The organism is Bordetella muralis (assembly GCF_054781015.1).
The window spans coordinates 38,242-63,107 of record NZ_BAAGVF010000008.1 but is presented as its reverse complement, the minus strand read 5'-3'; the positions used below and the strand labels follow the sequence as shown (position 1 = coordinate 63,107).

Annotated in this window: 21 protein-coding genes; 6 read left to right on the top strand and 15 right to left on the bottom strand. The window is 60.4% G+C overall.

The annotated features are described in order from the left end of the window. Positions 1-81: 81 nt before the first annotated feature. On the top strand, positions 82-1,398 hold the full coding sequence (locus ACYVIT_RS18090; protein WP_415806817.1) for an MFS transporter: 1,317 nt from the start codon (positions 82-84) through the stop codon (positions 1,396-1,398). Between the two features lie 71 nt (positions 1,399-1,469). Here ACYVIT_RS18090 and def read toward each other — a convergent pair whose 3' ends face one another. Together def and gloA are read right to left on the bottom strand one after the other, a co-directional pair. Then, the gene (gene def / locus ACYVIT_RS18085) at positions 1,470-2,003 is read right to left on the bottom strand and encodes a peptide deformylase (protein WP_415806818.1); all 534 of its coding nucleotides are present in this window, start codon (positions 2,001-2,003) and stop codon (positions 1,470-1,472) included. 19 nt (positions 2,004-2,022) lie between these two features. Beyond that, positions 2,023-2,418, bottom strand: a complete 396-nt coding sequence (gene gloA / locus ACYVIT_RS18080; protein ID WP_415806819.1) for a lactoylglutathione lyase — start codon at positions 2,416-2,418, stop codon at positions 2,023-2,025. A gap of 180 nt (positions 2,419-2,598) precedes the next feature. Between gloA and ACYVIT_RS18075 the strand changes: the two genes are divergently transcribed. Then, on the top strand, positions 2,599-4,851 hold the full coding sequence (locus tag ACYVIT_RS18075; protein WP_415806820.1) for an IgaA/UmoB family intracellular growth attenuator: 2,253 nt from the start codon (positions 2,599-2,601) through the stop codon (positions 4,849-4,851). A gap of 226 nt (positions 4,852-5,077) precedes the next feature. Here ACYVIT_RS18075 and ACYVIT_RS18070 read toward each other — a convergent pair whose 3' ends face one another. Both ACYVIT_RS18070 and ACYVIT_RS18065 read right to left on the bottom strand, forming a co-directional pair. After that, positions 5,078-6,388, bottom strand: coding sequence for an MFS transporter (locus ACYVIT_RS18070; RefSeq protein ID WP_415806821.1), 1,311 nt, complete (start codon positions 6,386-6,388; stop codon positions 5,078-5,080). 140 nt (positions 6,389-6,528) lie between these two features. After that, positions 6,529-7,371, bottom strand: coding sequence for a class II aldolase/adducin family protein (locus tag ACYVIT_RS18065; protein WP_415806822.1), 843 nt, complete (start codon positions 7,369-7,371; stop codon positions 6,529-6,531). A gap of 117 nt (positions 7,372-7,488) precedes the next feature. Between ACYVIT_RS18065 and ACYVIT_RS18060 the strand changes: the two genes are divergently transcribed. Then, positions 7,489-8,391, top strand: a complete 903-nt coding sequence (locus ACYVIT_RS18060) for a LysR substrate-binding domain-containing protein (protein WP_415806823.1) — start codon at positions 7,489-7,491, stop codon at positions 8,389-8,391. A 32-nt stretch (positions 8,392-8,423) separates the two neighbouring features. Here ACYVIT_RS18060 and ACYVIT_RS18055 read toward each other — a convergent pair whose 3' ends face one another. Further along, a complete protein-coding gene (locus tag ACYVIT_RS18055; RefSeq protein WP_415806824.1) occupies positions 8,424-9,419 on the bottom strand; it encodes a PDR/VanB family oxidoreductase in 996 nt (331 codons plus the stop codon). 80 nt (positions 9,420-9,499) lie between these two features. Continuing rightward, the gene (locus ACYVIT_RS18050) at positions 9,500-11,041 is read right to left on the bottom strand and encodes a Rieske 2Fe-2S domain-containing protein (protein ID WP_415806825.1); all 1,542 of its coding nucleotides are present in this window, start codon (positions 11,039-11,041) and stop codon (positions 9,500-9,502) included. A gap of 188 nt (positions 11,042-11,229) precedes the next feature. Between ACYVIT_RS18050 and ACYVIT_RS18045 the strand changes: the two genes are divergently transcribed. Further along, complete coding sequence (locus ACYVIT_RS18045) at positions 11,230-11,913, top strand: GntR family transcriptional regulator (RefSeq protein ID WP_415806827.1); 684 nt, start codon at positions 11,230-11,232, stop codon at positions 11,911-11,913. A gap of 76 nt (positions 11,914-11,989) precedes the next feature. Here ACYVIT_RS18045 and ACYVIT_RS18040 read toward each other — a convergent pair whose 3' ends face one another. From ACYVIT_RS18040 to glyQ, 9 genes are all read right to left on the bottom strand, one after another. After that, on the bottom strand, positions 11,990-12,967 hold the full coding sequence (locus ACYVIT_RS18040; RefSeq protein ID WP_415806828.1) for a Bug family tripartite tricarboxylate transporter substrate binding protein: 978 nt from the start codon (positions 12,965-12,967) through the stop codon (positions 11,990-11,992). 93 nt (positions 12,968-13,060) lie between these two features. Further along, positions 13,061-14,218 (bottom strand): tricarballylate utilization 4Fe-4S protein TcuB, encoded by a 1,158-nt coding sequence (tcuB, locus tag ACYVIT_RS18035; protein ID WP_415806882.1) that lies wholly within the window; start codon positions 14,216-14,218, stop codon positions 13,061-13,063. A gap of 91 nt (positions 14,219-14,309) precedes the next feature. Continuing rightward, complete coding sequence (tcuA, locus tag ACYVIT_RS18030; RefSeq protein ID WP_415806830.1) at positions 14,310-15,725, bottom strand: FAD-dependent tricarballylate dehydrogenase TcuA; 1,416 nt, start codon at positions 15,723-15,725, stop codon at positions 14,310-14,312. Between the two features lie 82 nt (positions 15,726-15,807). After that, on the bottom strand, positions 15,808-16,734 hold the full coding sequence (locus ACYVIT_RS18025) for a LysR substrate-binding domain-containing protein (RefSeq protein ID WP_415806831.1): 927 nt from the start codon (positions 16,732-16,734) through the stop codon (positions 15,808-15,810). Positions 16,735-16,745: 11 nt separating this feature from the next. Next, the gene (locus ACYVIT_RS18020) at positions 16,746-17,735 is read right to left on the bottom strand and encodes a M48 family metallopeptidase (RefSeq protein WP_415806832.1); all 990 of its coding nucleotides are present in this window, start codon (positions 17,733-17,735) and stop codon (positions 16,746-16,748) included. After that, positions 17,713-18,450 (bottom strand): lysophospholipid acyltransferase family protein, encoded by a 738-nt coding sequence (locus ACYVIT_RS18015; protein ID WP_415806833.1) that lies wholly within the window; start codon positions 18,448-18,450, stop codon positions 17,713-17,715. Before ACYVIT_RS18015 ends, ACYVIT_RS18020 begins: the two co-directional genes overlap by 23 nt. Positions 18,451-18,453: 3 nt before the next feature. After that, positions 18,454-18,990: a D-glycero-beta-D-manno-heptose 1,7-bisphosphate 7-phosphatase gene (gene gmhB, locus ACYVIT_RS18010; protein ID WP_415806834.1), complete on the bottom strand. Its 537-nt coding sequence runs from the start codon at positions 18,988-18,990 to the stop codon at positions 18,454-18,456. After that, complete coding sequence (gene glyS, locus ACYVIT_RS18005) at positions 18,987-21,173, bottom strand: glycine--tRNA ligase subunit beta (protein ID WP_415806835.1); 2,187 nt, start codon at positions 21,171-21,173, stop codon at positions 18,987-18,989. The genes gmhB and glyS overlap by 4 nt, the downstream gene beginning before the upstream one ends. After that, a complete protein-coding gene (gene glyQ, locus ACYVIT_RS18000; protein ID WP_094823146.1) occupies positions 21,174-22,082 on the bottom strand; it encodes a glycine--tRNA ligase subunit alpha in 909 nt (302 codons plus the stop codon). It abuts the gene before it with no gap. 361 nt (positions 22,083-22,443) lie between these two features. Here glyQ and ACYVIT_RS17995 point away from each other — a divergent pair, with 361 nt between their 5' ends. Together ACYVIT_RS17995 and ACYVIT_RS17990 are read left to right on the top strand one after the other, a co-directional pair. Then, positions 22,444-23,211, top strand: a complete 768-nt coding sequence (locus ACYVIT_RS17995; RefSeq protein ID WP_415806836.1) for a crotonase/enoyl-CoA hydratase family protein — start codon at positions 22,444-22,446, stop codon at positions 23,209-23,211. A 95-nt stretch (positions 23,212-23,306) separates the two neighbouring features. Continuing rightward, positions 23,307-24,830 carry a fumarate hydratase gene (locus tag ACYVIT_RS17990; protein WP_415806837.1) on the top strand — a complete coding sequence of 508 codons (1,524 nt, stop codon included), beginning with the start codon at positions 23,307-23,309 and terminating at the stop codon, positions 24,828-24,830. The last annotated feature ends 36 nt before the right edge of the window (positions 24,831-24,866 follow it).

Below are 24,866 nucleotides of genomic sequence, written 5' to 3'. Positions count from 1 at the left end.
GAGGATGTTTTGAATACGCAGGACTGATTTTTAATTGCGCGACAGCGCATAAAAGCAACGGCAAACCTCGTAGGAGTAGCCATGGCAGCATCAAAAATAACGATTGAACAAGGGTTGAATACGGCAGGCGTAGGAAAATTCCAGTATCGGCTGTTTGTGATATTCGGGCTGGTCTGGATGGCCGACGCGATGCAAGTGCTGTCGATCGGTTTCAGCGCGCCGTCGATAGCAAAGACCTTTGGCCTGACGATTCCGCAGGCCCTGCAGACGGGTACTTTGTTTTTTGTAGGTATGTTGATCGGCGCTTTTGCGTTCGGCCGGTTGGCCGATCGCATTGGCCGGCGGCCAGTGTTGATGCTGGCCGTGGTCATCGATGCCTGCGCCGGGGTGGCATCGGCCTTTGCGCCGGATTTCCAATGGCTGTTGATTCTGCGCTTTCTGACCGGTATTGGCGTAGGCGGCACCTTGCCCGTCGATTACACAATGATGGCGGAGTTTCTGCCTGCCCAGCGCCGTGGCCGTTGGCTGGTGTGGCTCGAGTCGTTTTGGGCTTTGGGGACGGTTTTTCTCGCCATTTTGGCGTGGGTGGCCAGTGCGTATGGCGATGAAGCATGGCGCATTATTTTCTTTGTCACCGGCATACCTGCGATCGTCGGGGTGATCCTGCGTTGGTATGTTCCCGAGTCGCCTCTTTATTTGAACAAGACGGGTAAATCGGAAGAGGCTCGGCAAGTGTTGGAGCGCGTTGCCAAGACCAACGGCAACAACGTGCAAATCGGCGAGCTCGAGCCACAAACGATGGAGCGCAAATCCGTGTTCGCGTTGTTCGGCGCCGGCCTGGCGCGGCGCAGCGTGTCGCTGTTGTTGGCATGGCTGCTGGTTTCCGTCGCGTACTACGGCGTATTTGTGTATCTGCCGATCAAGCTGTCTGCCGAAGGCATGGGCTTTATGCGCGGACAGGCGTTCTTGATCGTCCTGGCGTTGGCGCAAGTACCCGGATACGCCTTGTCGGCATATGCGGTTGAGCGTTATGGACGCAAACCCACGCTGATCGGCTTCCTGCTGTTCAGTGCGGCAGGGTGCCTGCTGTACAGCCTGGGGAGCTCGGTCGCGTTGATGGTGACCTCAACATTGTTGATGAGCTTTGCATTGCTGGGTACCTGGGGCGCGCTGTATGCCTTTACGCCTGAGGTCTACCCCACGAGCTTACGCGCTTCCGGCATGGGGGCGGCAGGTGCCGTGGCCCGGCTCGGCGGGCTGTTCGCCCCGGCCCTGATTGCACCGATCATGGCGACGCAATTCACCTTGTCGTTGTTTGTTTTGTCGGGATTGCTGGTGGCAGGCGCCGTCGCGATCAAGTGGGTCGACGTCGAGTCCAAGGACAGGGCGTTGGATTAACTCAGCACGAAATGAAGGAGGGGCAGAGCATCTGGATGGATGCCTGCCCCTCTCTTCGTGTACGCCGCGTTTCAATCGTCCTGATTCGGGTCCATGTCGGGAAACAGGATCTCCGTGAATCCGAACTTGCTGAAGTTCTCGATCCGCGACGGATAGAGGCGGCCGATCAGATGATCGCACTCATGCTGCACGACGCGCGCATGAAAACCCTCGGCCTCACGTTCGATATATTCGCCCTGCGGGGTGTAGCCGCTGTAGCGGATATGCCGATAACGTGGCACCAGCCCACGCAGGCCCGGCACGGACAGGCAGCCTTCCCAGCCGTCTTCGCGTTCGTCTGACAAAGGCGAGATCACCGGATTGCACAGAACTGTCTGCGGAACTGCCGGCGCGTCGGGATAGCGTTCGTTCCGATCGAACCCGAATATGACCAGCTGCAGGTCGACGCCGATTTGCGGGGCGGCCAATCCGACACCCCGCGCATGCTCCATAGTCTCGAACATGTCGGCGACCAGGGTGTGCAGCTCGGCAGTGTCGAATTGCTCGACGGGCTGAGCCACCCGCAGCAAACGCGGATCGCCCATTTTCAGGATGGGATGAATCATGGCGATGTGAGTGTTGCGGTCAGTCGGCGCGGTCTTTTTTCTGGATGAATTCGATTTTGTAGCCGTCCGGGTCTTCGACAAAGGCGATGACGGTGGTGCCGTGTTTCATCGGGCCGGCCTCGCGCGTGACTTTGCCGCCTTTTTGCTTGACCTTTTCACAGGCCTCGTAGGCGTTGTCGACCTCCAGCGCAATGTGGCCATAGCCATTGCCCAGATCGTAGTGATCGGTGTCCCAGTTGTGGGTCAGCTCGATGACCGCGCCTTCGCTTTCGTCTTGATAGCCAACGAATGCCAGGGTGAATTTGCCATCGGGGTAATCTTTGCGGCGCAGCACGCGCATGCCCAGGACATTGGTATAGAAATCGATCGACTTGTCCAGGTTGCCGACGCGCAGCATGGTGTGCAGGAGACGCATGGGGAAATTCCTTGTGCTAAATGAAAATCGGGCTCGTGGCCGAGGTGATATCGTAGCAAACACGGAGGGGGTGTAGCTTTTTGTCACGATTTCGCGGGTTGTGTGCGGTTTTCGCTCTGTCTTTCGTGCCGGCGACCTCCTATGATTCCCGCGGCTTCCTCCAGGAAAAAGTCAGGCGCGATGGATACGTTGGATTTATTGAAACTACTGCTGTTGCTGGCAATGCTCGGCTATTCGCTGTATGGAGTGATCCGCTACCAATCGCGGCGCCGTGCCAGCAAGCGCATCCTCAAGAGCCTCGTGCAGGCAGACACGCCGCCGCGCGAGGCGACGGCCGAGGAACTGACACTGATTCAGCCCTTCTTGACGCGTCCCGGAAAGCGCCAGCGTCCATTGAAGCTGGCAAACGGCAAGGTTTACCGCCTGCGAGGCGAGTATCTGCGTCATGGATTGAGCACGAATGGCGGCGCGGAACAGATGCATGACACGCTGGGCGGGGTCGAGGTGATTCTGCCGTATGACGCGAACGATTTTCTGCAGAGCGATAACGATGCCGAAGTCATGCTGGCAGACAAGATCGCCATTGTGATTCGTCTCAATGGCGAGTTCGATTTGGCAGGCGGCCGCGAGCGAAGCGTCGTGCGCCAGGAACAGGCCCAGCAGTGGGCGAGCGGCAAGCTCGGCGAGATGTCGGATATCGATGCGCCGTCAGAGGGACTTTCGCCAGACGAAGAGGACGTCGTGCGTGTCGATGTGCTCGGGCAGCGTCATGAGACACCTGCCGAAATGGCTGCTCGCCAATCTCCAGGGTTGGGATTGGGTCCCGCATTGCTGCTTTTGCTGTCCGCAGTGAGCGCCGGGGTTGCCACGTTCACAGACGATGTGGTCCGTCTGGGATGTGCGGCCGGGGCAGGGGTATTGCTGTTGTGCGCGCTGTGGCTGATATGGCGGCCGCGCCGTTGGGCGATACCGAAACGCGTGAACCACGTACGAGGCGCGTTCACGGCCGTTCAATTGAATCATCCGAACAATTCGGCGGCAGTTTCCCAGCACTGGTTCCTGGGAGACAAGCTGCATCTCATACTGCCCAAGCATTGGCTGCCTCATTTGGTCATCCCTGCCACCGGCCGAGTCGATGCAGAGCTGCGGGTGGATGATTATTCCGTCGTACGGCTGGGCAAGCATTTTTCAGTCGATGTGGAAACGCGTGCTTATCCTCCGGTGTATTGGGGGCGTCATGTCGTGCTGGCGATCACGGCCTTGTTACTGCTGGTGGGCGTGGCCATGGTGAGCGGCGGAGGCCTGCGCGGAGACGTGCTGCAAACCAAGGCGTGGCTGCTGGGTACTCAGATGCGGGCTTATGACAGCGCTGGTGCATTACGCGAGGCGAGTCCTGCTGCGGGGGCCATGGTGGCATTGAAAGGAGAGGCGCGTTGTTCGTTGACGACGGCGCGTCAGGGCATGCCTGCAGTTCAGTGCAGTATGTTGCGTTGGGGAGGCGGCACGCCGCAAGCACCGAGATTGCATGAGGACGAGCAAGCGTTTGCGCTGTATAGCGGGAAATTTCTGCGTACGCGGGCGAATCCCATGCTGGATATCCTAGTGCAACAGCAGAGGTACCGGAACGCACAGGACAACCCGCTGGCGTATCTGAATGAGTTGCAGGGGCGTAATCAACGACAGCTCTTCGATGTGGTCGGCGTACCGAAAGCGATCGCGGAAGTGGATGCCTATTGTGCACGGCTCAATGCAAAGGGCCAGACAGGCTGCACGGCTTTGCGTAACGCGATGGTTGAGAACCTGCTCAGTGACAAGGAATACACCAACTGGCAGGCATTGGCGCAGGCCGCAGAGCAGAAGGAGCTCAATACCGGTAAGACGGCCATGGTGATTTCTGCGCAAGGGCTGTCCAAGGTAAAGCGGTTGGCACAACGAGTGGCTGCGCCGCAGGTGGAAGGGATTGTCGCTGCGGCGGCGGACGCGACTTTGCGTAGTCAGCGCGGCGGTGTGGTGCTGGATGTGCGAACGGGGCCGCATGCCCGTCTGCCGGCTGTCCCCACGTTTGACGACGCGGAATCATCGGTCGAGACGTCGCCGGAGGGCCGGCTCGATGCGTTGCAGCGTTATAACCAATATGCGTGGTTGGCCGGGCCTGACGGCGTTGCGCCATTTGCCGTCGAGGCCATGATCGTGGGTGTGTCGCAAGATGCGAGCGGCACGCCCGTCTATACGCTGGATGCCCGCCGAGGCGCCAGCGATCTGGCGCCCGCCATGCTGCGATCTGCCTGGTGGTTACTAGCGTGGTTACTGCTGATTGTGCATGGCGTATTAGCGATCGTGATGTTTCTGCGTGCTCGCCTGCGTGCAGCGCGGATCAATGCCTATGTTGCTGCGTGCGCACAGGCGGCCGCGCGAGAGCGCAATTTCTCCTAGGCATAGGCCTGCGTTAAGGCGGCATTGTTCGCGCGGTAGTGCAATCCCGGTATCTCCCAGCAGCACGTTGGTGGGTTTTGGCAGACTGGCGTGAGCGGTGAGATACCGCAGCATTCTCGTGAACATGATCTCTTTTTCTCGTGGTGGGGTGATTGGGCCTGCGTGATCCAAGACAGGTGCGGTTGAATGCCTCTGTCTTGGCCACTCGGGATAGTCGCCGTGCGCTTCACGCCTGCCGGGCGTGATTGACCGACGATGCCGGAACGAGAAAGATCAGGATGCTGCCCAGTATCATGCTGGCCGCGATGCCGAGGATGCCGCCTCCTGTACTACCCGTGGTCGTTTGAAACCATCCGATCAGGTAGGGGCTGACAACGCCTGAGATACTGCCGATGGAGTTGGCCAGCGCGATGCCCGCAGCGGCCGCCGCGCCGCCCAGGATCGCCGGAGGCACGGCCCAGAATTGAGAAATGGTGGTCATGACGCCCATGGTCCCAACGGTCAATGCCAGCATGGCCCAGACAACGGAGTGTGCTTGGGTGATGCTCACGCATAGCGCGATGGCGCCGATCAGGCCCGGCAGCGCCAGGTGCCAGCGCCGTTCGCCGTGTGCGTCCGAGCTCTGACCAACCAGAATCATCGCGATGGTGGCGGCGGCATAAGGTACCGCAGTCAACAGGCCGATATCCAGGGTGTTGGACACGCCTGAGGCCTTGATCAACGAAGGCAGCCAGAAGCTGACGCCGTACAAGCCCATGGTGAAACAGAAATAGATCAAGCCCAGCAACAGCACACGCGGACTGAGCAGGCCATCTCGCAGACTGTGCATGCGCCCGGGAGACGCGTCGTTTTCCAGATTGCGCTGAATGATCTGTTTTTCTTCGGCAGATAGCCATTTCGCATCGGAAACACGGTCGTCCAGAAAGAAAAACGCCACGACGCCCAATGCGATCGTCGGCAATCCTTCCAGCAAGAAGAGCCATTGCCAGCCGGCCAATCCATGATGTCCGCCAAAGGATTCCATGATCCAGCCGGAGAGGGGGCCGCCGATCACGCCTGACATGGGGATGCCGGTCAAAAAGAGCGCCGTGACTTTGCTGCGGCGTGATGACGGGAACCAATACGTCAGATACAGCAAAATAGCGGGAATGAAACCCGCCTCGGCAACGCCAAGCAGGAATCGCATGACATAGAACATCGTCGGTGTAGTGACGAACATCATGGCGGCTGAGATGAGTCCCCAGGTCACCATGATCCGGGCGATCCAGCGACGGGCCCCGACGCGCAACAAGATGAGATTGCTGGGGACTTCGAACATCAGATAGCCGACAAAGAAAATGCCGGCACCCAGGCCATAGACGGCTTCACTCATGTTGAGATCGTCCAGCATCTGCAGTTTGGCGAAACTGACGTTCACGCGATCCAGATAAGCACAGACGTAGCAGATGAAGAGAAACGGCAGCAGGCGCCAGATGACTTTGGTGTAGGTGGCGTCTTCTGATACGGGCAGATATTCCGCATGGGTTGCGGTGGTCATGTGTTGTCTCCGTTGATATGAGTTGGGCGATTCGCTTCGTACGTTGCGAAGCGAATTCATGACGAATGTCGTTGAGGTTCGTTGTTTCTCCTGGCAATGCTCTACGCTGACTGCAGGCGCAACGGTACTCTCATCAGGCGTCAATCAAACATGTCGGACTGCGTCGCGATCAGCTGGTCCCAGATCGTCTGAAAATGCAGCCAACCGATATAGTCGCTGCCCACATGTTCACGGCTATAGCGAGCGCGCTCTTCGGAAACGAGGCGCGGCGTGATGCCTGTGGCATCGATCATCAACTGCTGCTGGCAGCAGCGCTCCAGCGCAATGAACCAGAATGCGGCGGATTCGATACTGTGGCGGCTGGCGGTGAGCAGCCCGTGGTTCTGGTGGATGGCGGCTTTGACGCCTTTGAATGCGTTGGCGACTTTATGGCCTGCCTTGACTTCGACGGCGACTTGTCCTGCTTCGTCGCCGATCACCACATGGTCCTCGAAGAATGCGGCTGCGTCCTGGCTGATAGGCGCCAACGGTTTGCCGAGCGCGGCAAAGGCTGTACCGTATACCGTATGGGCATGGCACATGGCGACGATGTCGGGATGGGCTTCGTGCACGGCGGCGTGCAATACAAAGCCTGCGCGGTTGATGGCGTGACGGCCCTCTACGACGGTGCCTTCGTGGTCGGCGAGGATCAGGTTGGAGACTTTGACCTGAGAAAAGTGCACGGCCATGGGGTTGGTCCAATACAGCCCGGGATTTTCCGGGTCGCGTACGGTCAAGTGGCCTGCGAAGCCATAGTCATAGCCTTGCAAGGCAAAGGCGCGACACGCGCCGACCAGACGCTCTTTCAAATGTTGGCGTTGTGCGGCGGCGCTGGTAAACGACGGGATCTCCGGAAAAATCAGCCCCTTTTGCTCGGGTTGGTAAATGGAAATTCGACCGTTGAGATCGATGCTTTTCTTTGGGGGTTGCATTACCGCAGCCATGTGTGTCTCCTTGAGGATGGTGATCAGGTGAGTGCATGATCCCGCTTGCAGTCAGGCTTTGACAAACGATGGTTGTTCATGGAAACATGAATCTCATCCATCTATAGAGTCAGATCGATGCGACGCATTCCGAATTTTGTCCTGCTGCGTACGTTCGAGGCCGCCGCCAGATTGCAGAGTTTTGCGTTGGCCGCGCAGGAACTGCATCTGACGCCGTCGACCATCAGTCATCAGATCAAGGAACTGGAGGACTACTTCGGCCGAGCCATGTTCGTTCGGCGCAATCGTCAGGTCGAGCCGACCCCGGAAGCCTTGCGGTTGCTCGGGAGTCTGAGTCGAGTATTCGACGTGGTGGAGGCCGCATGCGCGGAGGTGCAGTTGGCGCCGGATGCACAGGTTCTGGCTGTCTATGCCGCGCCGAGTTTCGCGGTGAAGTGGCTGGGGCCGCGGTTGCCCGGGTTTTCCGCGGCACATCCGAATATCACGATTCGTTTATCGACTGGCGCCGAGCCGCTTGATTTGACGCGCGTGCACGATGTCGACGTGGCGATTTCATATGGCGGCGCATTGGAGCGTCCGGGCATGGAGACAATTGCATTGGGTGTCGAACGGATCCTGCCGTTATGTGCGCCGCAGTTGGCGGTGTCGGACGTAGAGCCCGCAGCGCGGATCCGGGCGTTGACATTGATTGATTCGCAGCTCAGCCGTGTGACGTGGGCTGACTGGTTTGCCGCGAATCACTTGCGATTACCCGATAGGCCTCGGCCTTCGTTTGACCGGGCGGCATTGGCGATCGCCGCCGCGGTCGATGGTATGGGGGTGATACTCGAGAGCAGCTTATTGGCCGCGCGCGAGCTGAGCCGTGGCGAATTGGTGGAATTCGGTGCGGGCGTCTTTCACCAGTTCAAAAAGGAAACGCACTTTGTTTCGTGCCGCAGTAATGAGCGAAAGCGAGAGAAAGTTGACGCGTTTATTTCCTGGTTGCTCAGTACGCTGGGCTCCACGGCGCCTGCCTCGTGATACGCCCTCGATAAGTACGCCTGTCCGATGGCTTATAGGTCCAAGACCAAGGTGCCGCCGTTGGCATGCGAAACACATGGCGTCAAAAAATCGCGGCGTTCGTCATCGTCCAGAATGAAGTCCTGATGATCCACGTCTCCGGATAGATATCTGCACTTGCAGGTGCCGCAGAGCCCTGCCTGGCAGGATGTTTCCAGTGCAGCGCCTGCTTGTTGCAGCACTTCCGCCAGGTTCTGATCCCTGGATACCATGACACGTTGCCCCGATTTTGCGAGCTCGACGGTGTATTCGTCGGCGGCGTGTTCGGTGTCGATCGGAACGGGCTTGGCCGGGGCTTTGAAGTGTTCGCAGTGAATCGTGTCTGCTGGCCAATGAGTACTGGCCTGTTTGCAAGCCTCCATGAATCCACCCGGACCACAATAGTAGACGTGAGTCTCTGTTTGAGGCTCGCGCAGCAGTGCGGCTATATCCAGGCCGTTTTGAGGGTTGCCGCCATCGAAATGACAGTGGATATGTCCTGTCTTGGCGGCCTGTTCCAACTCGTGTCGAAAGGCTGCGTATTCCGCGCTTTTCGAACAGTAATGGAGCTCGTAGTCTTTCTCTTGCGCTTCCAGTGCATGGATCATCGATTTGAGCGGGGTGATACCTATGCCCCCCGCAATCAATAGGGTCTTGCGAGACTGCTCGGAAAGCGGGAAGTTATTTCGCGGGATGCTGACTTTCAATTTGTCCGGGACGCGCAGATCGTCATGCATCCCGCGTGAGCCTCCGCGGCCAGATTCGTCTCGCAGCACGGCGATGACATAACGGTGCCGCTCTGAAGGATCATTGCAGAGCGAATATTGCCGTATGACGCCTGGCGCAATGTGTACGTCGATATGAGCGCCGGCAGTGAAGGGAGGAAGGTCTTTCTGGTCAGGGTCGACGAGTTCGTAGGAATTTATCCCTATCGCTTCTCTGCGTACTTGTCGCAACACCAGTTCCAAGTGGGTCAACGCTTCCTGTTCGGTCTTGGAAGAGTTCATCATGAGCCTCGTTTTTCAGATGCAACCGACGGTCGGAATAGGCAGCGTTCGCCGCCTGTCCCGGCAATCGGTGGCAGCACTGTTCAGGATTTCAAGCTGCGTTCGAGCTCATCGAACCGGGCTTTGACGAACTCGGCGCGTTCAGTGCCGTGCAGATGATCGGCTTCGGTCAGGATGGCGACGGCTTTGCGAGCAAGCTGCCGGCGATTGGCGACTTCCTGTTCTATCGAATCGGCCAGCGGGAGTTCAAAAACGTTCCCGCTGCAGTAGCTGTTGGGTGCGCCGTTGACATCGCGCAACCACTGCGCAAATCCCTGTGCGGCTGCGGCCGCATTGGTGCCGCGCACGGCATCTCGCAGCATTTTCCGAAACGCATAGAGTCCGGCGTCGAATTTGGTGGGATTCTCCAGCGCATGAACAGCGATCGGGCGCTGACTGATGATGGCCTCGTAATCCCCTGGGGCGTACTGTGCTTCCTTATAGTTGTGCCGTTCCCGGTGGTTCGATGGAATAGGCGGTATGTCTTCGAGTTTGTATTTGCCGAAACGCTCCGGCCTGCGCATGGCGACTTGGCCCTCGAGAAAATCGATTGTCTCGTAGCCGACCAGGCTTTTGTCACCCACGCCGCGTGTGTCAATGCCCGGCCCCATGACGCGCCAACCGATCATCTTGCTATTTTCGTCATCGACCGGAACCGTCCACCGAATGATGTGGAACCGGCTGAAGAGTTTCTTTTTGGAGCCGTCTTCAGAGGTGTAGGCGTGCAGGCTCAGATTGGGCAACACCTGGTGTTGAATGCGCAGGAACATCTTGTCCTTGTCGACGCGTCTGGCGCCGGCGCACGCCAGACCGCGGCCTTGGTGGATAGGGATGAATTGCATGTCAGGCGCGACTTCCATCGAGGCTGCCCCGACCTCGTCAAAGGTCGTGCCCTGGAAATGACCATCGACAACGTTCTTCGCCGCATGCAGGGCGGTGGGGTGAAAGTTGTCGGCGGCGTTGTCCTGTACTTGCAGCCAATTGCAGTGTTGAAAGTTGCTATACGGCACCAGTTCGTCGCCAGGCAGCACCGTAAAGTCTTGTTCCCACTCGGGGAACGGAGGCTCCTCGTCGGGTGGGCCCATATAAGCGAAGACGAGTCCGTTGCGTTCTATGGCTTTGTAGGCGCCTTGTTGAATGGAACAGGCGTATTTCTCTGCTTCTTTTTCCTCGCCTTTGGGGAACGGGACATGCAGGCATGAGCCGTCGACGTCGAACACCATGCCGTGATAACAGCATTTGATACCGCGCTCTTGAATGGCGCCGTATTCCAGCGATGCGCCCCGGTGTACGCAGTGCGCGTGCAAGACCCCGACCCGGCCGCTGCCATCTCGAAAGGCCACGAGCTCTTCACACAGGATTTTCAGAAACCTGGGCGTGTCGGTCAGTTCCATCGACATGCAAACGGGTTGCCAGAATCGGCGCATGTATTCCCCCAACGGCGTCCCCGGTCCGGTTTCGGTGAGTTCCGGATCATGGTCGGGTGTGCGATTGGCGTAATAGCCGCCGTAGGGAATCAGCCGCTTCGTTGTGGCGCTGCTGCCTGTCGAACGAGGGGACTCGAGTTTTTCAAAGGCTTTGGTCATACGCTGTCTCCGGGTTTATTGCCTGTTTGAATTCGGAACTCTGAACTCTGTATACAGAGTTTGTGCTATTTTTTGCTTCGACGGGGCAAAAGTCAAGCCCCTGATTCGTTTCCCCGGCGCGTCTGACGATTGCAGCAAGTGGCGCGCTGGCTCAAAATACTTTGAATACCGAGTACAAAAGGCTAGTTATGGCGGTCACCCTTCCCAAGATCCAGTCTCGTCCCGATTTCGTAGATGAGGTCTACCAAATGCTGCTTGATGCCATCAGCGATGGCACCTTGGCGCCAGGCACTCGTCTGACCCAGGAGGAAATTGCGGAGCAAATGCAGGTGTCGAGGTCGCCGGTGATTCAGGCGTTGCGCATTCTGAAGAAGGATGGATTCGTGCAGGACGCACCGGGGCGGGGTGTGCTGGTGACCCCGTTGGATGGAACCTTAGTCGGTCATTTGTACGAGATCCGCGGCTCGCTGGACGCATTGGCGGCGCGGTTGGCTGCCGAACGGAAATTCCAGGTGGATCCGGACATCATTGTCCGCGGCCGCAAGAGCGCACGAGGCAAGGATGTGAAAGCCATGATCGACGTGGACATGGAATTCCATCAGGCGATATACCGTGCGGCGGGGAATCCGTTGCTGGAACAGAGCGCCCAGATCTATTGGGTCCATTTACGGCGTGTGATGGGCGCCGTATTGCAGTCGTCGATGCAGCAACGTGAGGCCATCTGGGACGAGCACGAAGCCATCGCGCAGGCCATCGCCGCTGGCGACAGCGTGTCGGCAGTCGAATTGACGGATTTGCATACGCATCGCGCGCGTGCCAATCTGGTCAGCCGATTGGATGAGTATCTGGGCGAGGCCTCTCCAGTCGTCTAGGGCGCTTGTTGGTTTGAGGAAGTTTCGCGCCGCAGGCTCGCCAGGGGTGCCGCGAGGCACCCCATCAGCGTGAGTGCTAGTTGGCCGTCGCGCCGGATGCTTTGACTGCCTTGGCCCAGGTATCGATTTCTTGCTGGATGAAGGTTCCGAATTCCTTGGAACCCAGGCCTGCCGCTTCGGCGCCTTCTTCCATCAGGCGTTGCCGTACTTCGGGTGTGGCCAGGGCTTTGGTCAGTGCTTGATTCAGCGTGTCGATGGTGGCAGCGGGCGTGCTGGCCGGTGCGACGACGCCATGCCACGAAATCGCCTGGAATCCTGGCAAGCCGGATTCGGCCATCGTGGGTAGATCAGGCAGGGCCGGTGAGCGGCGGGGCGAAGTGACGGCCAGTGCGCGCAGGGTATTAGCCTTGATGGAGGGCATGGCGCCTGGAATGGTCGTGAACATGAATTGCACTTGGCCGCCGATCAAATCGGCCAATGCCGGGCTGCCACCTTTGTAGGGAACGTGGACAAATTCGAGGCCGGCACGTTGTTTGAACATTTCTCCGGCCAGATGCCCTGGCGTGCCCGCGCCGGCGGATCCCATATTGAACGCGTTGCTATCGGCTTTGATCTCGGCGATCAATTCCTGTACGTTGGTGGCGCGGATTTCTTTATTGACGACCAGCACGTTGGGCACGGTGGCCAACAGGGTCACGGGGGCAAAATCCTTGATCGCGTCGTAGTTCAGTTTTTTGTACAACGCGGGATTGATGCCATGCGTGCTCGCGGTGGCGAGCAGCAAGGTGTAGCCGTCGGGATCCGCAGTGGCGACTGTTTTCGCGGCAATCGATCCGTTGGCGCCGCCTTTGTTCTCGACGATGATGCTTTGGCCGAGGATCTTCGCGGCTTCGGCAGCGACCGTACGCGCCAGGATGTCGGAGGTGCCGCCGGCCGAGTGTGGCACGATCAGTGTGATCGGACGCGCGGGAAAGGTCTGCGCGGTGGCGGGCAGGATGCCGGTGACTGTCGTCATCGCGAGGGCACAGGCAGCCTGGGTCAGGAATTTTTTCATGTGTGTCTCCGTTTCTGATGTCGAATTGGCGCGGGGATTCGTTTTTGCCCTTTACGGGCAATCTCGAATCCCCGCACCATTTCGAACGTGTTGTCAGTCAGATCCCAACTTCAAATTGTCGGGCTGCCGTTTTTCGATGGACCATTTCAACAGGGATGCGCAGCGATAGATGCCATGCGCAAATTTCCCGTATGGCAGGGTCAGGAACAGTGCCATCACTACGCCCAGATGGATGGCGAGAAAGAGTCCCATTGCACTGGTTTCGCGTAGCGCGAGCAGCAGCAGGCCAGTCAGGCTGGTCAGGAATAGCAGGGCGATAAAGCCGCGATCCATGGGTTTTTGCGCCGCATCGCCTTGCTGAGGATGGCGTTTCAGATTCAGCCAGAGCAAGCCCGCAGGCCCGATCAGTAATCCGATGCCGCCCACAGTGCCCAGCAGAACGGGCAGGCTGAAATACGGGTAGGGAGCCTCCCAGCCAAACGCATAGTGGTAGAGCGTGGCGACGCTGGTTGCGGCGAAACACAGCATGAAACCGTAGAACGTCAGATGGTGAAAGCGCCGGCGCAGCAGGGTAAACGCGTCGTCGGCGTTATTGCAGCCTTTGCCGTGGCCGCCATCGAGGTACTTCAGTCGCAGAGCATCGTGAGTGGCCTCAGCCACTGCTGCACCGCTGGCGGTACCGGGTGAGACGTCGCGCCAGAAACGCGTGACGCCTATGCCGAGCGCGATGATGGCGAATACGAACACCAGGCCGAATATCAAGGCCAAGGTGTTGTGCGGAAAGATGGCATAGAAATTACCGGCGAGCGGCTCGTGCAGGAGGCCGCCCGTGATGGCGACGGTGAGCACCAGAAATAACGCCAATGCACCCGCAGCCGCGACGGACAGGGTCAGTCCATTTTTTTTGTATAGCTTGCCTAATGCACTGGGCCAGGCGTAATCGCTATAGGTTTGCACACGGACTTTGGCCATGGCCTGCGGCACGTTGACGGCAAACTCATGAGGCGGCGCGTATTGGCAGGCGTGCAGACAGGCGCCGCAGTTGTGGCAAAGATTGGCCAGGTAGTTGATGTCGGCTTTGCCGAACTCCAGCCGCCGCGTCATGGCGGGAAAGACAGCACAGAAGCCTTCGCAGTAGCGGCAGGCATTGCAGATCTGCATGACGCGGGCGACTTCGGTTTCGTCTTCGCTCAAGGCCGTCGGCGTGATCGCCGTGCCTTTGGCGTGCCATTGCACGGGCTTTTCTGTCATGGTTGCGGATGCGTTGATGCCGTTGCGTGCCATCTGCGACGTGGTGGCTGTCGCAGGCGGCAGTGTTTCGCGCGCTTGATGAACGAGCGCTTCAAGCTGCTTCACGTTGTGCTCCTGTGTTCCGTTGTGCCAGCGCCGATGCGGCTGCGCGCGTGCCGGCGATGCGGCCAAAGGCGGTGCCGATCGACATGCCGACGCCAGCGGTATAGCCTTTGCCCAGCACATTGCCGGCCATCATTTCGCCAGCGACAAACAGGTTGTCGCTCGGTTGGTCGTTGAAACGAACGGCTGCCGTATCGTCGACTTTCAATCCCAGATAGGTAAACGTGATGCCAGGCCGCAGGGCATAGCCGTAGTAGGGGGCCGTATCCAGCGGACGAGCCCAGTGGGTCTTGGCCGGTTGCACGCCCTCAGTATGGCAGTCGTCGAGTTTGGTGTGATCGAATGTGCCGACGCGGCAGGCGGCGTTGTAGTCGGACAGGGTGCGCATGAACTGGGCTTCGTCCAGGCCGAGTTTGCGTGCCAGCTCAGGCAGGGTGTCGGCCTGGACGCCCGGAAACACCGGCGGCATGAATCGGCCGATGGCTTTGGCGTCAATGATGGAATAGGCGATCTGTCCGGGCTGCATGGCGGTGAGACGGCCCCAGATGGCATAGCGCTTGGGCCAGAAGTCCTCGCCTTCGTCGTAGAAGCGCTGTGCCTCGCGGTTGACGACTACGCCCAGCGACACGCAGTCGATGCGGGTACAGATGCCGCCGTCGTATAGCGGTGCACGTGCATCGATGGCGACGCAGTGTGATTGCGAAGGGTCGCCGATGGTATCGGCGCCAGCGTCGATCATGAATTTCAGCAGCACGCCCATGTTGAAACGCGTGCCCCGAATCAGGAAATTATCGGCAGGCCATTCGCCTCGTTCGTTCTGCCCCCAGGCTTCGCGCAGCCATTCACGGTTGGATTCAAAGCCCCCGGCGGCCAGGACACAGCTGCGCGCGGTGATGCGCTCGTCCCCGATGCGGGCCGCGACAAAACGGCCGTTATCCAGTTCCAGCGAATCGACTGGCGCGTCGTAGCGGATCTGCACGCCGAGTGCCTCGGCGCTGCGATAGTAGGCGTTGACGAGCGCCTTGCCGCCGCCCATGAAAAAGGCGTTGGTGCGGGCAACATGCAGCGCACCGGACAATGGCGGCTGAAAATTCACGCCATGTTTGCGCATCCAGTCCCGACAGGTGGACGATGCACGGATGACGAGCCGCGCCAAGTGTTCATTGGTGATGCCGCCCGTGACTTTCAGCAAGTCTTGCCAGAACTCTTCTTCGGGGTAGGCTTCTACCAGGACGTCCTGCGGGGCGTCATGCATGCAGCGCAGATTGCGTGTGTGCTGTGAGTTGCCGCCACGCCAGGCTTTAGGCGCGGCCTCCAGCAGCAGCACGCTGGCGCCGGCTTCGCGCGCCATCAGGGCAGCGCACAGGGCGGCGTTGCCGCCGCCAATAACCAATACGTCAATCATGGATGTGTAGGCTTGTGTAGTCAGGCCTGCACTATAGGGGCGCGCGAGAGGTGCGCGCTAGCCTGCGATCGTCAACGGTCGTTCACGATTTGTGAAGAGTCGCCCCGGGCCACGTGCCTGCCCGGACGAGGTTTTCGACGGTTTGGGCCAGCAAAACCCGGGCAGCCAATGCCGCAGGCGAGAGCTCGTCGTCGGAGACGCTAGCCAGCAGATTGGTGCGCCGCAGATGGCGGTCGGTGATTTGACGCACGGCCAGGGGCTCGCCGCGCAGTCGAACGATGGCGGCGCCGGGTTGAATGGTGGCGCCAAAGCCGTTGCGCACCAGATCCATCAGCACGTCCAGGCCATCGATTTCGGCAGCGAGGTTGAACTCCATGCGCAGGCGCGCAAAGGAGGCGTCGACTTGCGCCCGCAAGCCATGGCTGGCGCTAGGCATGAGCAGGGGCAGATTGGCGATGTCGCGCAGACGCACCGGCCCCTCGGGGGGCAGGCCGGGCATGTCGGGCGGGGCGATCAGGAACAGCCGTTCATCGATGAGCGGCAGCGTGCTCCAGCGTCGCGCGGTTTCAGTACGGAAAACCACGGCCAGATCCAGCTGGCGTGCGTTCAACATGGCGCTCAGGTAGCCGGACAGGCTTTCGACCAGATGGACGCGTACATCGGGATAACGCTCTCGCATGGCCTGCAAAAACGGCACGGCCAATATCGATGCTGTCGTCGCGGGCAGCCCCAGGCTGACTTCGCCGATCAAACGGGCGGCCTTGGCGGCCCGCGCGGCGCCATCGGCGTGGCGCAGGGCCAGTTGAGCCTGGCGCAGAAAGGCCACGCCCGCATCGGTCGGCACGACGCCGCTCGAGGTGCGTGTGAGCAAACGGGTAGAGAGCTCGCTTTCGAGGCGGCTGATCTGTTGGCTGAGGGCGGAGGTCACCACGCCCAGGTCTGCTGCGGCACGGCCCATGCTGCCATATTCGGCCACTTTGACGAAATAGCGTAGCTGGCGCAGTTCCATGAGGGCAGGACCTAAAACTGAGGCAGCGTTTTGGGATCGTGCCGCCGCAACACGTTTTTGGCTTCTTCGAAGCCGGGCAGGATCTGGCCGACTTCCGCCCAGAAATCCTGACTGTGGTTCATTTCGCGCAGATGGGCTAGTTCATGTGCAATGACGTAATCAATGATGGCTGGCGCAAAATGGATCAGGCGCCAGTTCAGCATGATGTTGCCATCGCTGGTGCATGAGCCCCATCGCGTTGCTGCAGCGGACAAACGCCAGCGGCGGATCTTCAGGCCGCTGATCTGCAGAAAGTGCGCCAAGCGGGCGCCAAACAAGGTGCCGGCGCGTTGTTGCAGCCACGCCTGCGCGGCATCGCGGATACGTGAGGAATCGGCGTGGGCAGGCAATGCCAGCCACAATGTGTCGCCGTCGTTCGGCGCGTCAACGTCGCTGGAGAACTGGGCCTGGCGGTTTTCCGCGTTCAGCCCGAGTACGATGCGTTTACCCAAATAAGGCAGCTCGCCGCCTGCCTGCCAGCGCGTCTCGGACATCGCGAGTTGTTCTTTGCGAGCCTGCCAATCACGCAATTTAGCGAGGATCCAGCGCGCTTTTTCCCGGACGGCATCGTCGATTTGCGTGAGCGTGACCCAGTTAGGCGCTGTGACACGCAGGCCATCATCAGCGATGACAAAGCCGATGCTGCGCCGGCGTGAGCGTAGCAGGACAAAGCCTATGGTTTGCTGTTCCGTCGCGACTTCGCGCCAGCGGGCGCCCGGGGGCAGGGGATCCGGACAGGGCGTGGCGATGATGGTGACGCCCGGCCTCGCGGGAGGATTGATTTTCGGGGCAACAGGCGGCGTCAGAACGTCTGTCGATGGCATGAGGCCTTCAGACAGGCCGAGAGCGCCCGATGAGGCGGCATCAGCACTGCCCGCCTGCAACGGTTCGCTGCCGGGCGTGGCCGCGGCAGACGCTACAGGCTGAGAGAACAAAAGTTCAAGCTGACCGTTCTTGGGCATACCTTTCGGGGTTGAGTTGACGCATTTCCCCTTCGATCCACGCTTGTACTTTGGCGTTGAGCTCTTCGGGGGTGAGACCCTGTGATTCTATCGTGGGTCCGATGGATAGGGTGATGAGGCCAGGACGCTTGACGAAAGCATTGCGGCGCCAGCATTCACCCGCGTTGTGGGCGACGGGAATGACGGACGCACCAGTGCGCGAGGCCAGGAGGGCGCCGCCCATTTTGAAGCGCGCCGTTTTGCCGGGCGGCACGCGCGTGCCCTCGGGAAAGAGTAGCGGCCAGCGGCCTTCGTCCATGCGCTGCTGGCCCTGTTTGATGACTTGTTCAAAGGCATCCCGGCCCTTGGAGCGGTCAATAGGGATCATGCGCAACAATGCCAGGCCCCAGCCAAAGAACGGCACCATGTGCAGTTCTTTTTTGTAGACGAAACAGACCTCACGCGGCATGTGAGCCGGGAAAAACAGCGTTTCCCAGGCCGACTGGTGCTTGGACAAGAGCACGGCGGGGCCGTCGGGCAGATTCTCCGCACCTTTGACCTGCCAGCGGATGCCGCAGAAAAATTTCGCGCCCCAGATTGCCAGACGCGGCCAGCCCACGGTGAGCTTGTAGCGCCAGTGCAGCGGCAACGGTGCCCACAGCAGACACGCAAAAGCGTAAGGGATGACCGTGACGATCAAGAACACCATGTACAACATCGAACGCAACCAGGCCATGGCTCAAGCTTCCTGCAACAAGGCGTCGGCCACCGCCGCGAGATCGGCGGCGATGCGTGTGCCGGGGGGCAATTTGCCTTGTTGTGTCTTGGGGCCGTTGCCGGTCAGCACCAGCCACGGGGTGCATCCCGCAGCCGAGGCTGCCTGCAAATCGCGCAGCGAGTCGCCCACTGCGGGAACGCCGGTCAGATCGGCGTCGTAGCGGCGCGCAATGTCGTGGTACATGCCGGGCAGAGGCTTGCGGCATGAGCAACCGTCTTGCGGCCCGTGCGGGCAGAGGAAAATGGAATCGACCAGCCCGCCTGCCTGGGCGACCTCGCGGTACAGCTTGGCATGGATGGCATTGAGCGTGGGGGTATCGAACAAGCCGCGCGCCAGACCTGATTGATTGGTGGCCACCGTGACGGTATAGCCGGCCTGAGACAGGCGGGCGATCGCCGCCAGGCTGCCCGGCAAGGCGATCCATTCATCGGGGTTTTTGATAAAGGCGTCACTGTCCTGATTGATGACGCCATCGCGGTCGAGAATGATCAGCTTCACTGTGCCAGCCTGGAAATGTCAGCGACTTGGTTCATCAGGCCGTGCAGTTGCGACAGCAAGGCCAAGCGGTTGGCGCGTACGGCAGGGTCTTCTGCCATGACCATGACATCGGCAAAGAACGCGTCGACGGGTTGGCGGGCTTGGGCGAGCGTGCTCAGGCTGCCTGCGAAATCGCCGGCTTGCAATTGGGCCTCGGCCTGCGGACGCAGTGTTGCCACGGATGCTGCCAGGGCTTGCTCCGCAGGCTCGGTCAGACGGGCCGTATCCACTGCGCCTATCTCGCCTTCGGCCTTTTTGAGCAGGTTGCCGATACGCTTGTTGGCGGCAGCCAGACTCGCTGCCTCGGGCAGTTGGCCAAATGCGGTGACGGCACGGACGCGGGCGGCGACCTGGTGCAGGGGCGGCGCCAGGGCGATGACGGCATCGACCGCGTTGCGGTCAAATTCGCCTGCCAGCTGGTTGCGATAGCGTTCGTAGATGAACGTACGGACTTCCGCCAGGGTGTCGGCCGGGATCTTGCCTGCCGGGAAGGTGTCCGCGGCCAGGGTCAGCAGGCTGTTCAGCGACAGCGGGCCATCGGCGCTGGCGGCCAGCCAATTGCCCGCGGCCAACTGTTCAAAGGCGCTGATCACGCCGAGTGCGGCACGGCGCAGGCCGAACGGATCGCGCTCGCCGGTCGGCGCCAGGCCGATGCCCCAGATACCGATCAGCGTCTCGGCGCGCTCGGCGATAAACAGGATCGCGGCGGTGATGCTATCGGCGTTAACAGGAGCATCCAGGCGAATGCGATATTGGTCGCGCAGCGCCTGGACGACCGATGCAGGCTCGCCATCGCCAGCGGCATAGTAAGCCCCCATGACGCCCTGCAGCTCGGGGAACTCGCCCACCATATTGGTGCCCAGGTCGGCTTTGGCCAGCAAGGCGGCGCGGTCTGCGGCCGAGACATCGCTGCCGAGCTGCTTGGCGACGCCTCGGGCAATCGCGCGCACGCGCTCGACGCGCTCGAGCTGTGTACCCAGTTTATTGTGATAAACGATGCTGCCCAATTGCTCGACACGCGAAGCCAACGGCGTTTTGCGATCGGTGTCAAAGAAGAACTGTGCGTCGGCCAGGCGGGGGCGCACCACGCGTTGGTTACCTTCGACGATGTTGACAGGGTTGTCCGTGTGCATGTTGCTGACGATCAGGAAACGATGCGTCAGTTTGCCGGTGGCCGGGTCGAACAGCGGGAAGTATTTCTGATTGAGCCGCATGGTCAGGATCAGGCATTCCTGGGGGACTTGCAGGAATTGCTCGTCAAACTGGCCCTCGTACACGGTGGGATGCTCGACCAGGGCGGTGACTTCATCCAGCAGCGCGGCGACTTCGGGGTCGTTGCCCAGGATCCCTTGATTGCCTTGAGCCGAACTCGAATCCGATGGCGTTTCCAGCACGGCGGCCAGGCGTTTTGCATGGTCCTGCAATTGCTGAGCAATGTCGGCGCGGCGGCTTTCGAACGAGGCGATCACGCGGCCCTGTTCGGCCAGAGTGTTCTCGTATGCATCGGCCTCAGCGATCTCTATCGGCCCATTGGCCATGAAGCGGTGGCCCAGGGTGCTGCGGCCGGCAGTCAGGCCCAATGCGGAGATCGGCACGATGTCCGCGCCATGCAGGGCGATCAGGCTGTGCGCAGGCCGCACGAATTTTACGGTCGTGACGCCATCGGCCAACTGGTAGCGCATGACTTTCGGGATAGGCAGGCTGTCGATCGCGGCTTGCAGCCCCTCTTGCAAGCCGTCGGCGAGCTTGGCGCCCGGGGCGGTGCCGCGTGCAACCAGATAGTCTTGTTTACCGTCGGATTCGCGGGCCAGCGTGGCCGGATCGATGTTTTCCAGGCCTTTTGCGGCCAGTTTTTTCGCCAGCGCGGGGGTGGGCTTGCCGTCGGCATCCAGGCCGATTTTTACAGGCATCAGCTTTTCGGCGTAGTCCTGATCAGGCGCTTGTTCGAGTACCTGCGACAGGCGCACGGCCAAACGGCGCGGTGTGGAGAACGCGGTGGTCTGGTTGCCGGCGGCGAGCAGGCCATGCTTGTCCAGCGTGGCGCGTATGCCTTCGGCAAAAGCCTGGCCGAGTTTTTGCAGGGCCTTGGGCGGGAGTTCTTCGGTCAGCAGTTCGACCAGCAGGGGACGGATATGGGTGGTCATTTACGCGGCCTCCTCGGTGCGGCGGCCAGCCAGCATGGGAAAGCCCAGTCGTTCACGGGAATCGTAATAGGCCTGCGCGACGGCGCGCGACAGGTTGCGGATGCGGCCGATATAGGCGGCGCGCTCGGTGACGCTGATGGCGCCACGCGCATCCAGCATGTTGAAGGTATGCGCGGCCTTGAGCGCGGCCTCGTAGGCCGGCAGGGCCAGCGGCACGTCCATCAGGCGCTTGGCCTCGGCTTCGTAGTCGTTGAAATGCGCAAACAGCATGTCCGCCGACGAGTGCTCGAAGTTGTAGGTGGACTGTTCGACTTCATTCTGATGGAACACGTCGCGATACAGCACGCGGTTACCGTTCGCACCCTCGGTCCAGACCAGGTCGTAGACGCTCTCAACGCCCTGCAGATACATGGCCAGACGTTCCAGGCCGTAGGTGATTTCACCGGTGGTGGGCGTGCAGTCCAGACCGCCGACCTGCTGGAAATAGGTAAATTGGGTGACTTCCATACCGTTGAGCCAGACTTCCCAGCCCAGGCCCCAGGCGCCGAGCGTGGGGTTTTCCCAGTCGTCTTCGACGAAACGGATATCGTGCTGCGTGGGGTCGATGCCCAGCGCTTTCAGCGAGCCGATGTACAGATCCAGGATCTCGGGCGGCGCGGGTTTCAGGACGACCTGATATTGGTAATAGTGTTGCAGGCGGTTGGGGTTTTCGCCGTAACGGCCGTCCTTGGGACGGCGCGAGGGTTGCACATAGGCGGCGCGCCAGGGCTCCGGACCGATGGCACGCAGGAATGTGGCCGTATGCGAGGTGCCCGCGCCGACCTCCATGTCGTACGGTTGCAGCAGCGCGCAGCCCTGCTTGTCCCAGTAGTCCTGGAGCGTGAGAATGATTTGCTGAAAGGTGAGCATAAGATTCTTGGAATTCGGGTCGCCGGGCGGCCTGGCTGCGGGAGCAGTCCGGCCCCGCAGGCGGGAAAGTCGGCCATTTTAACTGGCCTGGGCGTTCGCTGGGTGGACAGCCGGCGACGCCGCATATATCCGGGCAAAGCGCCGCCTTTTTGGCTGACGGTTGCCAGGGAATGGGAAGCGGGGCCGTACTTGGCTCCAAATCCGAGGCCATTTCGGTTGCCGGCCTTAGCAACGTCATCCGTGACTGTCCGGGATGGACAGTCTGGGGCGAAGGCAAGCTCGCGCCGATGGTCGTATGATTCGGTATCTCCGTAAGTCTTATAGATAACCGCGGGCCGAACGTCCGCCCTGGGAGCATTGCATGTCTGAATTGATCAAGGTCGAGGTCATCGACGGTATCCAGATCATTACCGTCAACCGTCCCGAGGCCAAGAACGCCATCAATCTGGAGACCGCACAGGCCATGGCCGCGGCGCTAGACGAGCTGGATAGCCGTGATGATGTGCGCATTGGTATCCTGACCGGCGCGGGCGGGACATTTTCCTCGGGCATGGACCTGAAGGCTTTTGCGCAGAGCGGCCAGCGGCCCTATGTCGAAGGCCGCGGTTTTGCCGGCCTGAACGAGCGCCCGCCGCGCAAACCCTTGATCGCTGCCGTCGAAGGCTATGCCCTGGCCGGTGGGTGTGAAATGGCATTGGCATCGGACCTGATCGTCGCCGCGAATAACGCCAAGTTCGGCCTGCCCGAGGTCAAGCGTGGCCTGGTGGCTGGCGCAGGCGGCTTGCTGCGTTTGCCGCGCCGTCTGCCGTATCACATCGCCATGGAATTCATTTTGACCGGCGAGATGCTGAGCGCCGAGCGCGCGCATGGTTATGGCCTGGTCAATCGCCTGACCGAACCGGGCAAGGCGCTCGAGGGCGCACTGGAGCTGGCCCGTGTCATCGTCGAAAACGGCCCGTTGGCCGTGCAGACCGCCAAGAGCATCGTGGCCCAGGGCACGGATTGGGATCAAGAAGGCATGTTTGACCGCCAGCGCCCGCTGATCGCCCATATTTTCACCTCGGCCGACGCCAAAGAGGGTGCCACTGCCTTCGCCGAAAAACGCAAGCCCGTGTGGCAAGGCAAATAGGCCGGCGTGTCGAGGCCTAAAATAAGCTGTTGATTATCGTGCGGCCCGCCAGTCGGGCCGCTTGTTCCATTTTCGTTGCTTTCGCTTAAATCGCCATGTCTACTCTGATCAAAGAAGAAGACTTCATACAGTCTATTGCTGATGGGATTCAGTTCATCAGCTATTACCATCCCGTTGACTATATCCGCCATCTGGCCCGCGCCTACGAGCGCGAGGAAAGCCCGGCTGCACGTGACGCCATGGCTCAGATCCTGACCAACTCGCGCATGTGCGCCGAGGGCAAGCGCCCGCTGTGCCAGGACACGGGTATCGTCAATGTGTTCCTGAAAGTAGGCATGAACGTGCGTTTCGAGACGCAACGTACGCTGCAGGAACTGTGCGACGAAGGCGTGCGTCAGGGTTACACCAATCCCGACAATCCGTTGCGTGCCTCGGTCTTGGACGATCCGATCTTTGCGCGTAAAAACACCCGCGACAACACGCCCTGTATTCTGCACGTCGAGCTTGTCCCGGGTGACAAGGTCGACGTGCAAATCGCCTCGAAGGGCGGTGGCTCCGAGAACAAATCCAAATTCGTCATGTTGAACCCCAGCGACTCGCTAGTGGATTGGGTGCTCAAGACGGTGCCGACGATGGGCGCAGGCTGGTGCCCGCCCGGCATGTTGGGCATCGGCGTCGGCGGCACGGCCGAGAAAGCCATGTTGATGGCCAAGCAGTCGCTGATGGAAGACATCGACATGTACGAACTGCTGGCGCGCGGCCCGCAGAACAAGCTCGAAGAGCTGCGTATCGAACTCTACGAAAAGGTCAACGCGCTGGGCATCGGTGCACAAGGCCTGGGCGGCCTGACCACGGTGTTGGACGTCAAGATCAATACGTTCCCGACGCACGCGGCCTCCAAGCCCGTTGCGATGATTCCGAACTGTGCGGCCACGCGTCACGCTCACTTTGAGCTGGACGGCTCTGGCCCGGCTCGCCTGGATCCGCCGTCCTTGTCGGAATGGCCCGAGGTCCACTGGGCGCCGGATTACAACAAGTCCAAGCAAGTGAACCTGGACACCTTGACGCCGGCCGAGGTCGCGAGCTGGAAACCCGGCCAGACCCTGTTGCTGTCGGGCAAGATGCTGACCGGCCGCGATGCCGCGCACAAGCGGATTCAGGACATGCTGGCCAAGGGCGAGCCGCTGCCGGTGGATTTCACCAACCGCGTCATCTACTACGTGGGCCCGGTCGATCCGGTGCGCGACGAGGTGGTTGGCCCGGCAGGCCCCACTACGGCGACCCGCATGGACAAGTTCACCGAGATGATGCTGGCCCAGACCGGCTTGATTTCGATGATTGGCAAGTCCGAGCGTGGCCCCGTCGCGATCGAAGCCATTCGTAAGCACAAATCTGCCTATTTGATGGCTGTCGGCGGCGCCGCCTATCTGGTGTCGAAGGCAATTCGCGAGGCGCGCGTGCTGGCCTTTGAAGACCTGGGCATGGAAGCCATCTACGAGTTCGACGTGAAAGACATGCCGGTCACGGTGGCGGTCGATTCCGAGGGCACGTCGGTGCACACCACCGGTCCGAAGGAATGGCAGGCCCGCATCGGCAAGATTCCGGTCGCGGTCGCGTAAAGCATTTGCCAGCAAGCCCCAGGGTAAAAACTACTC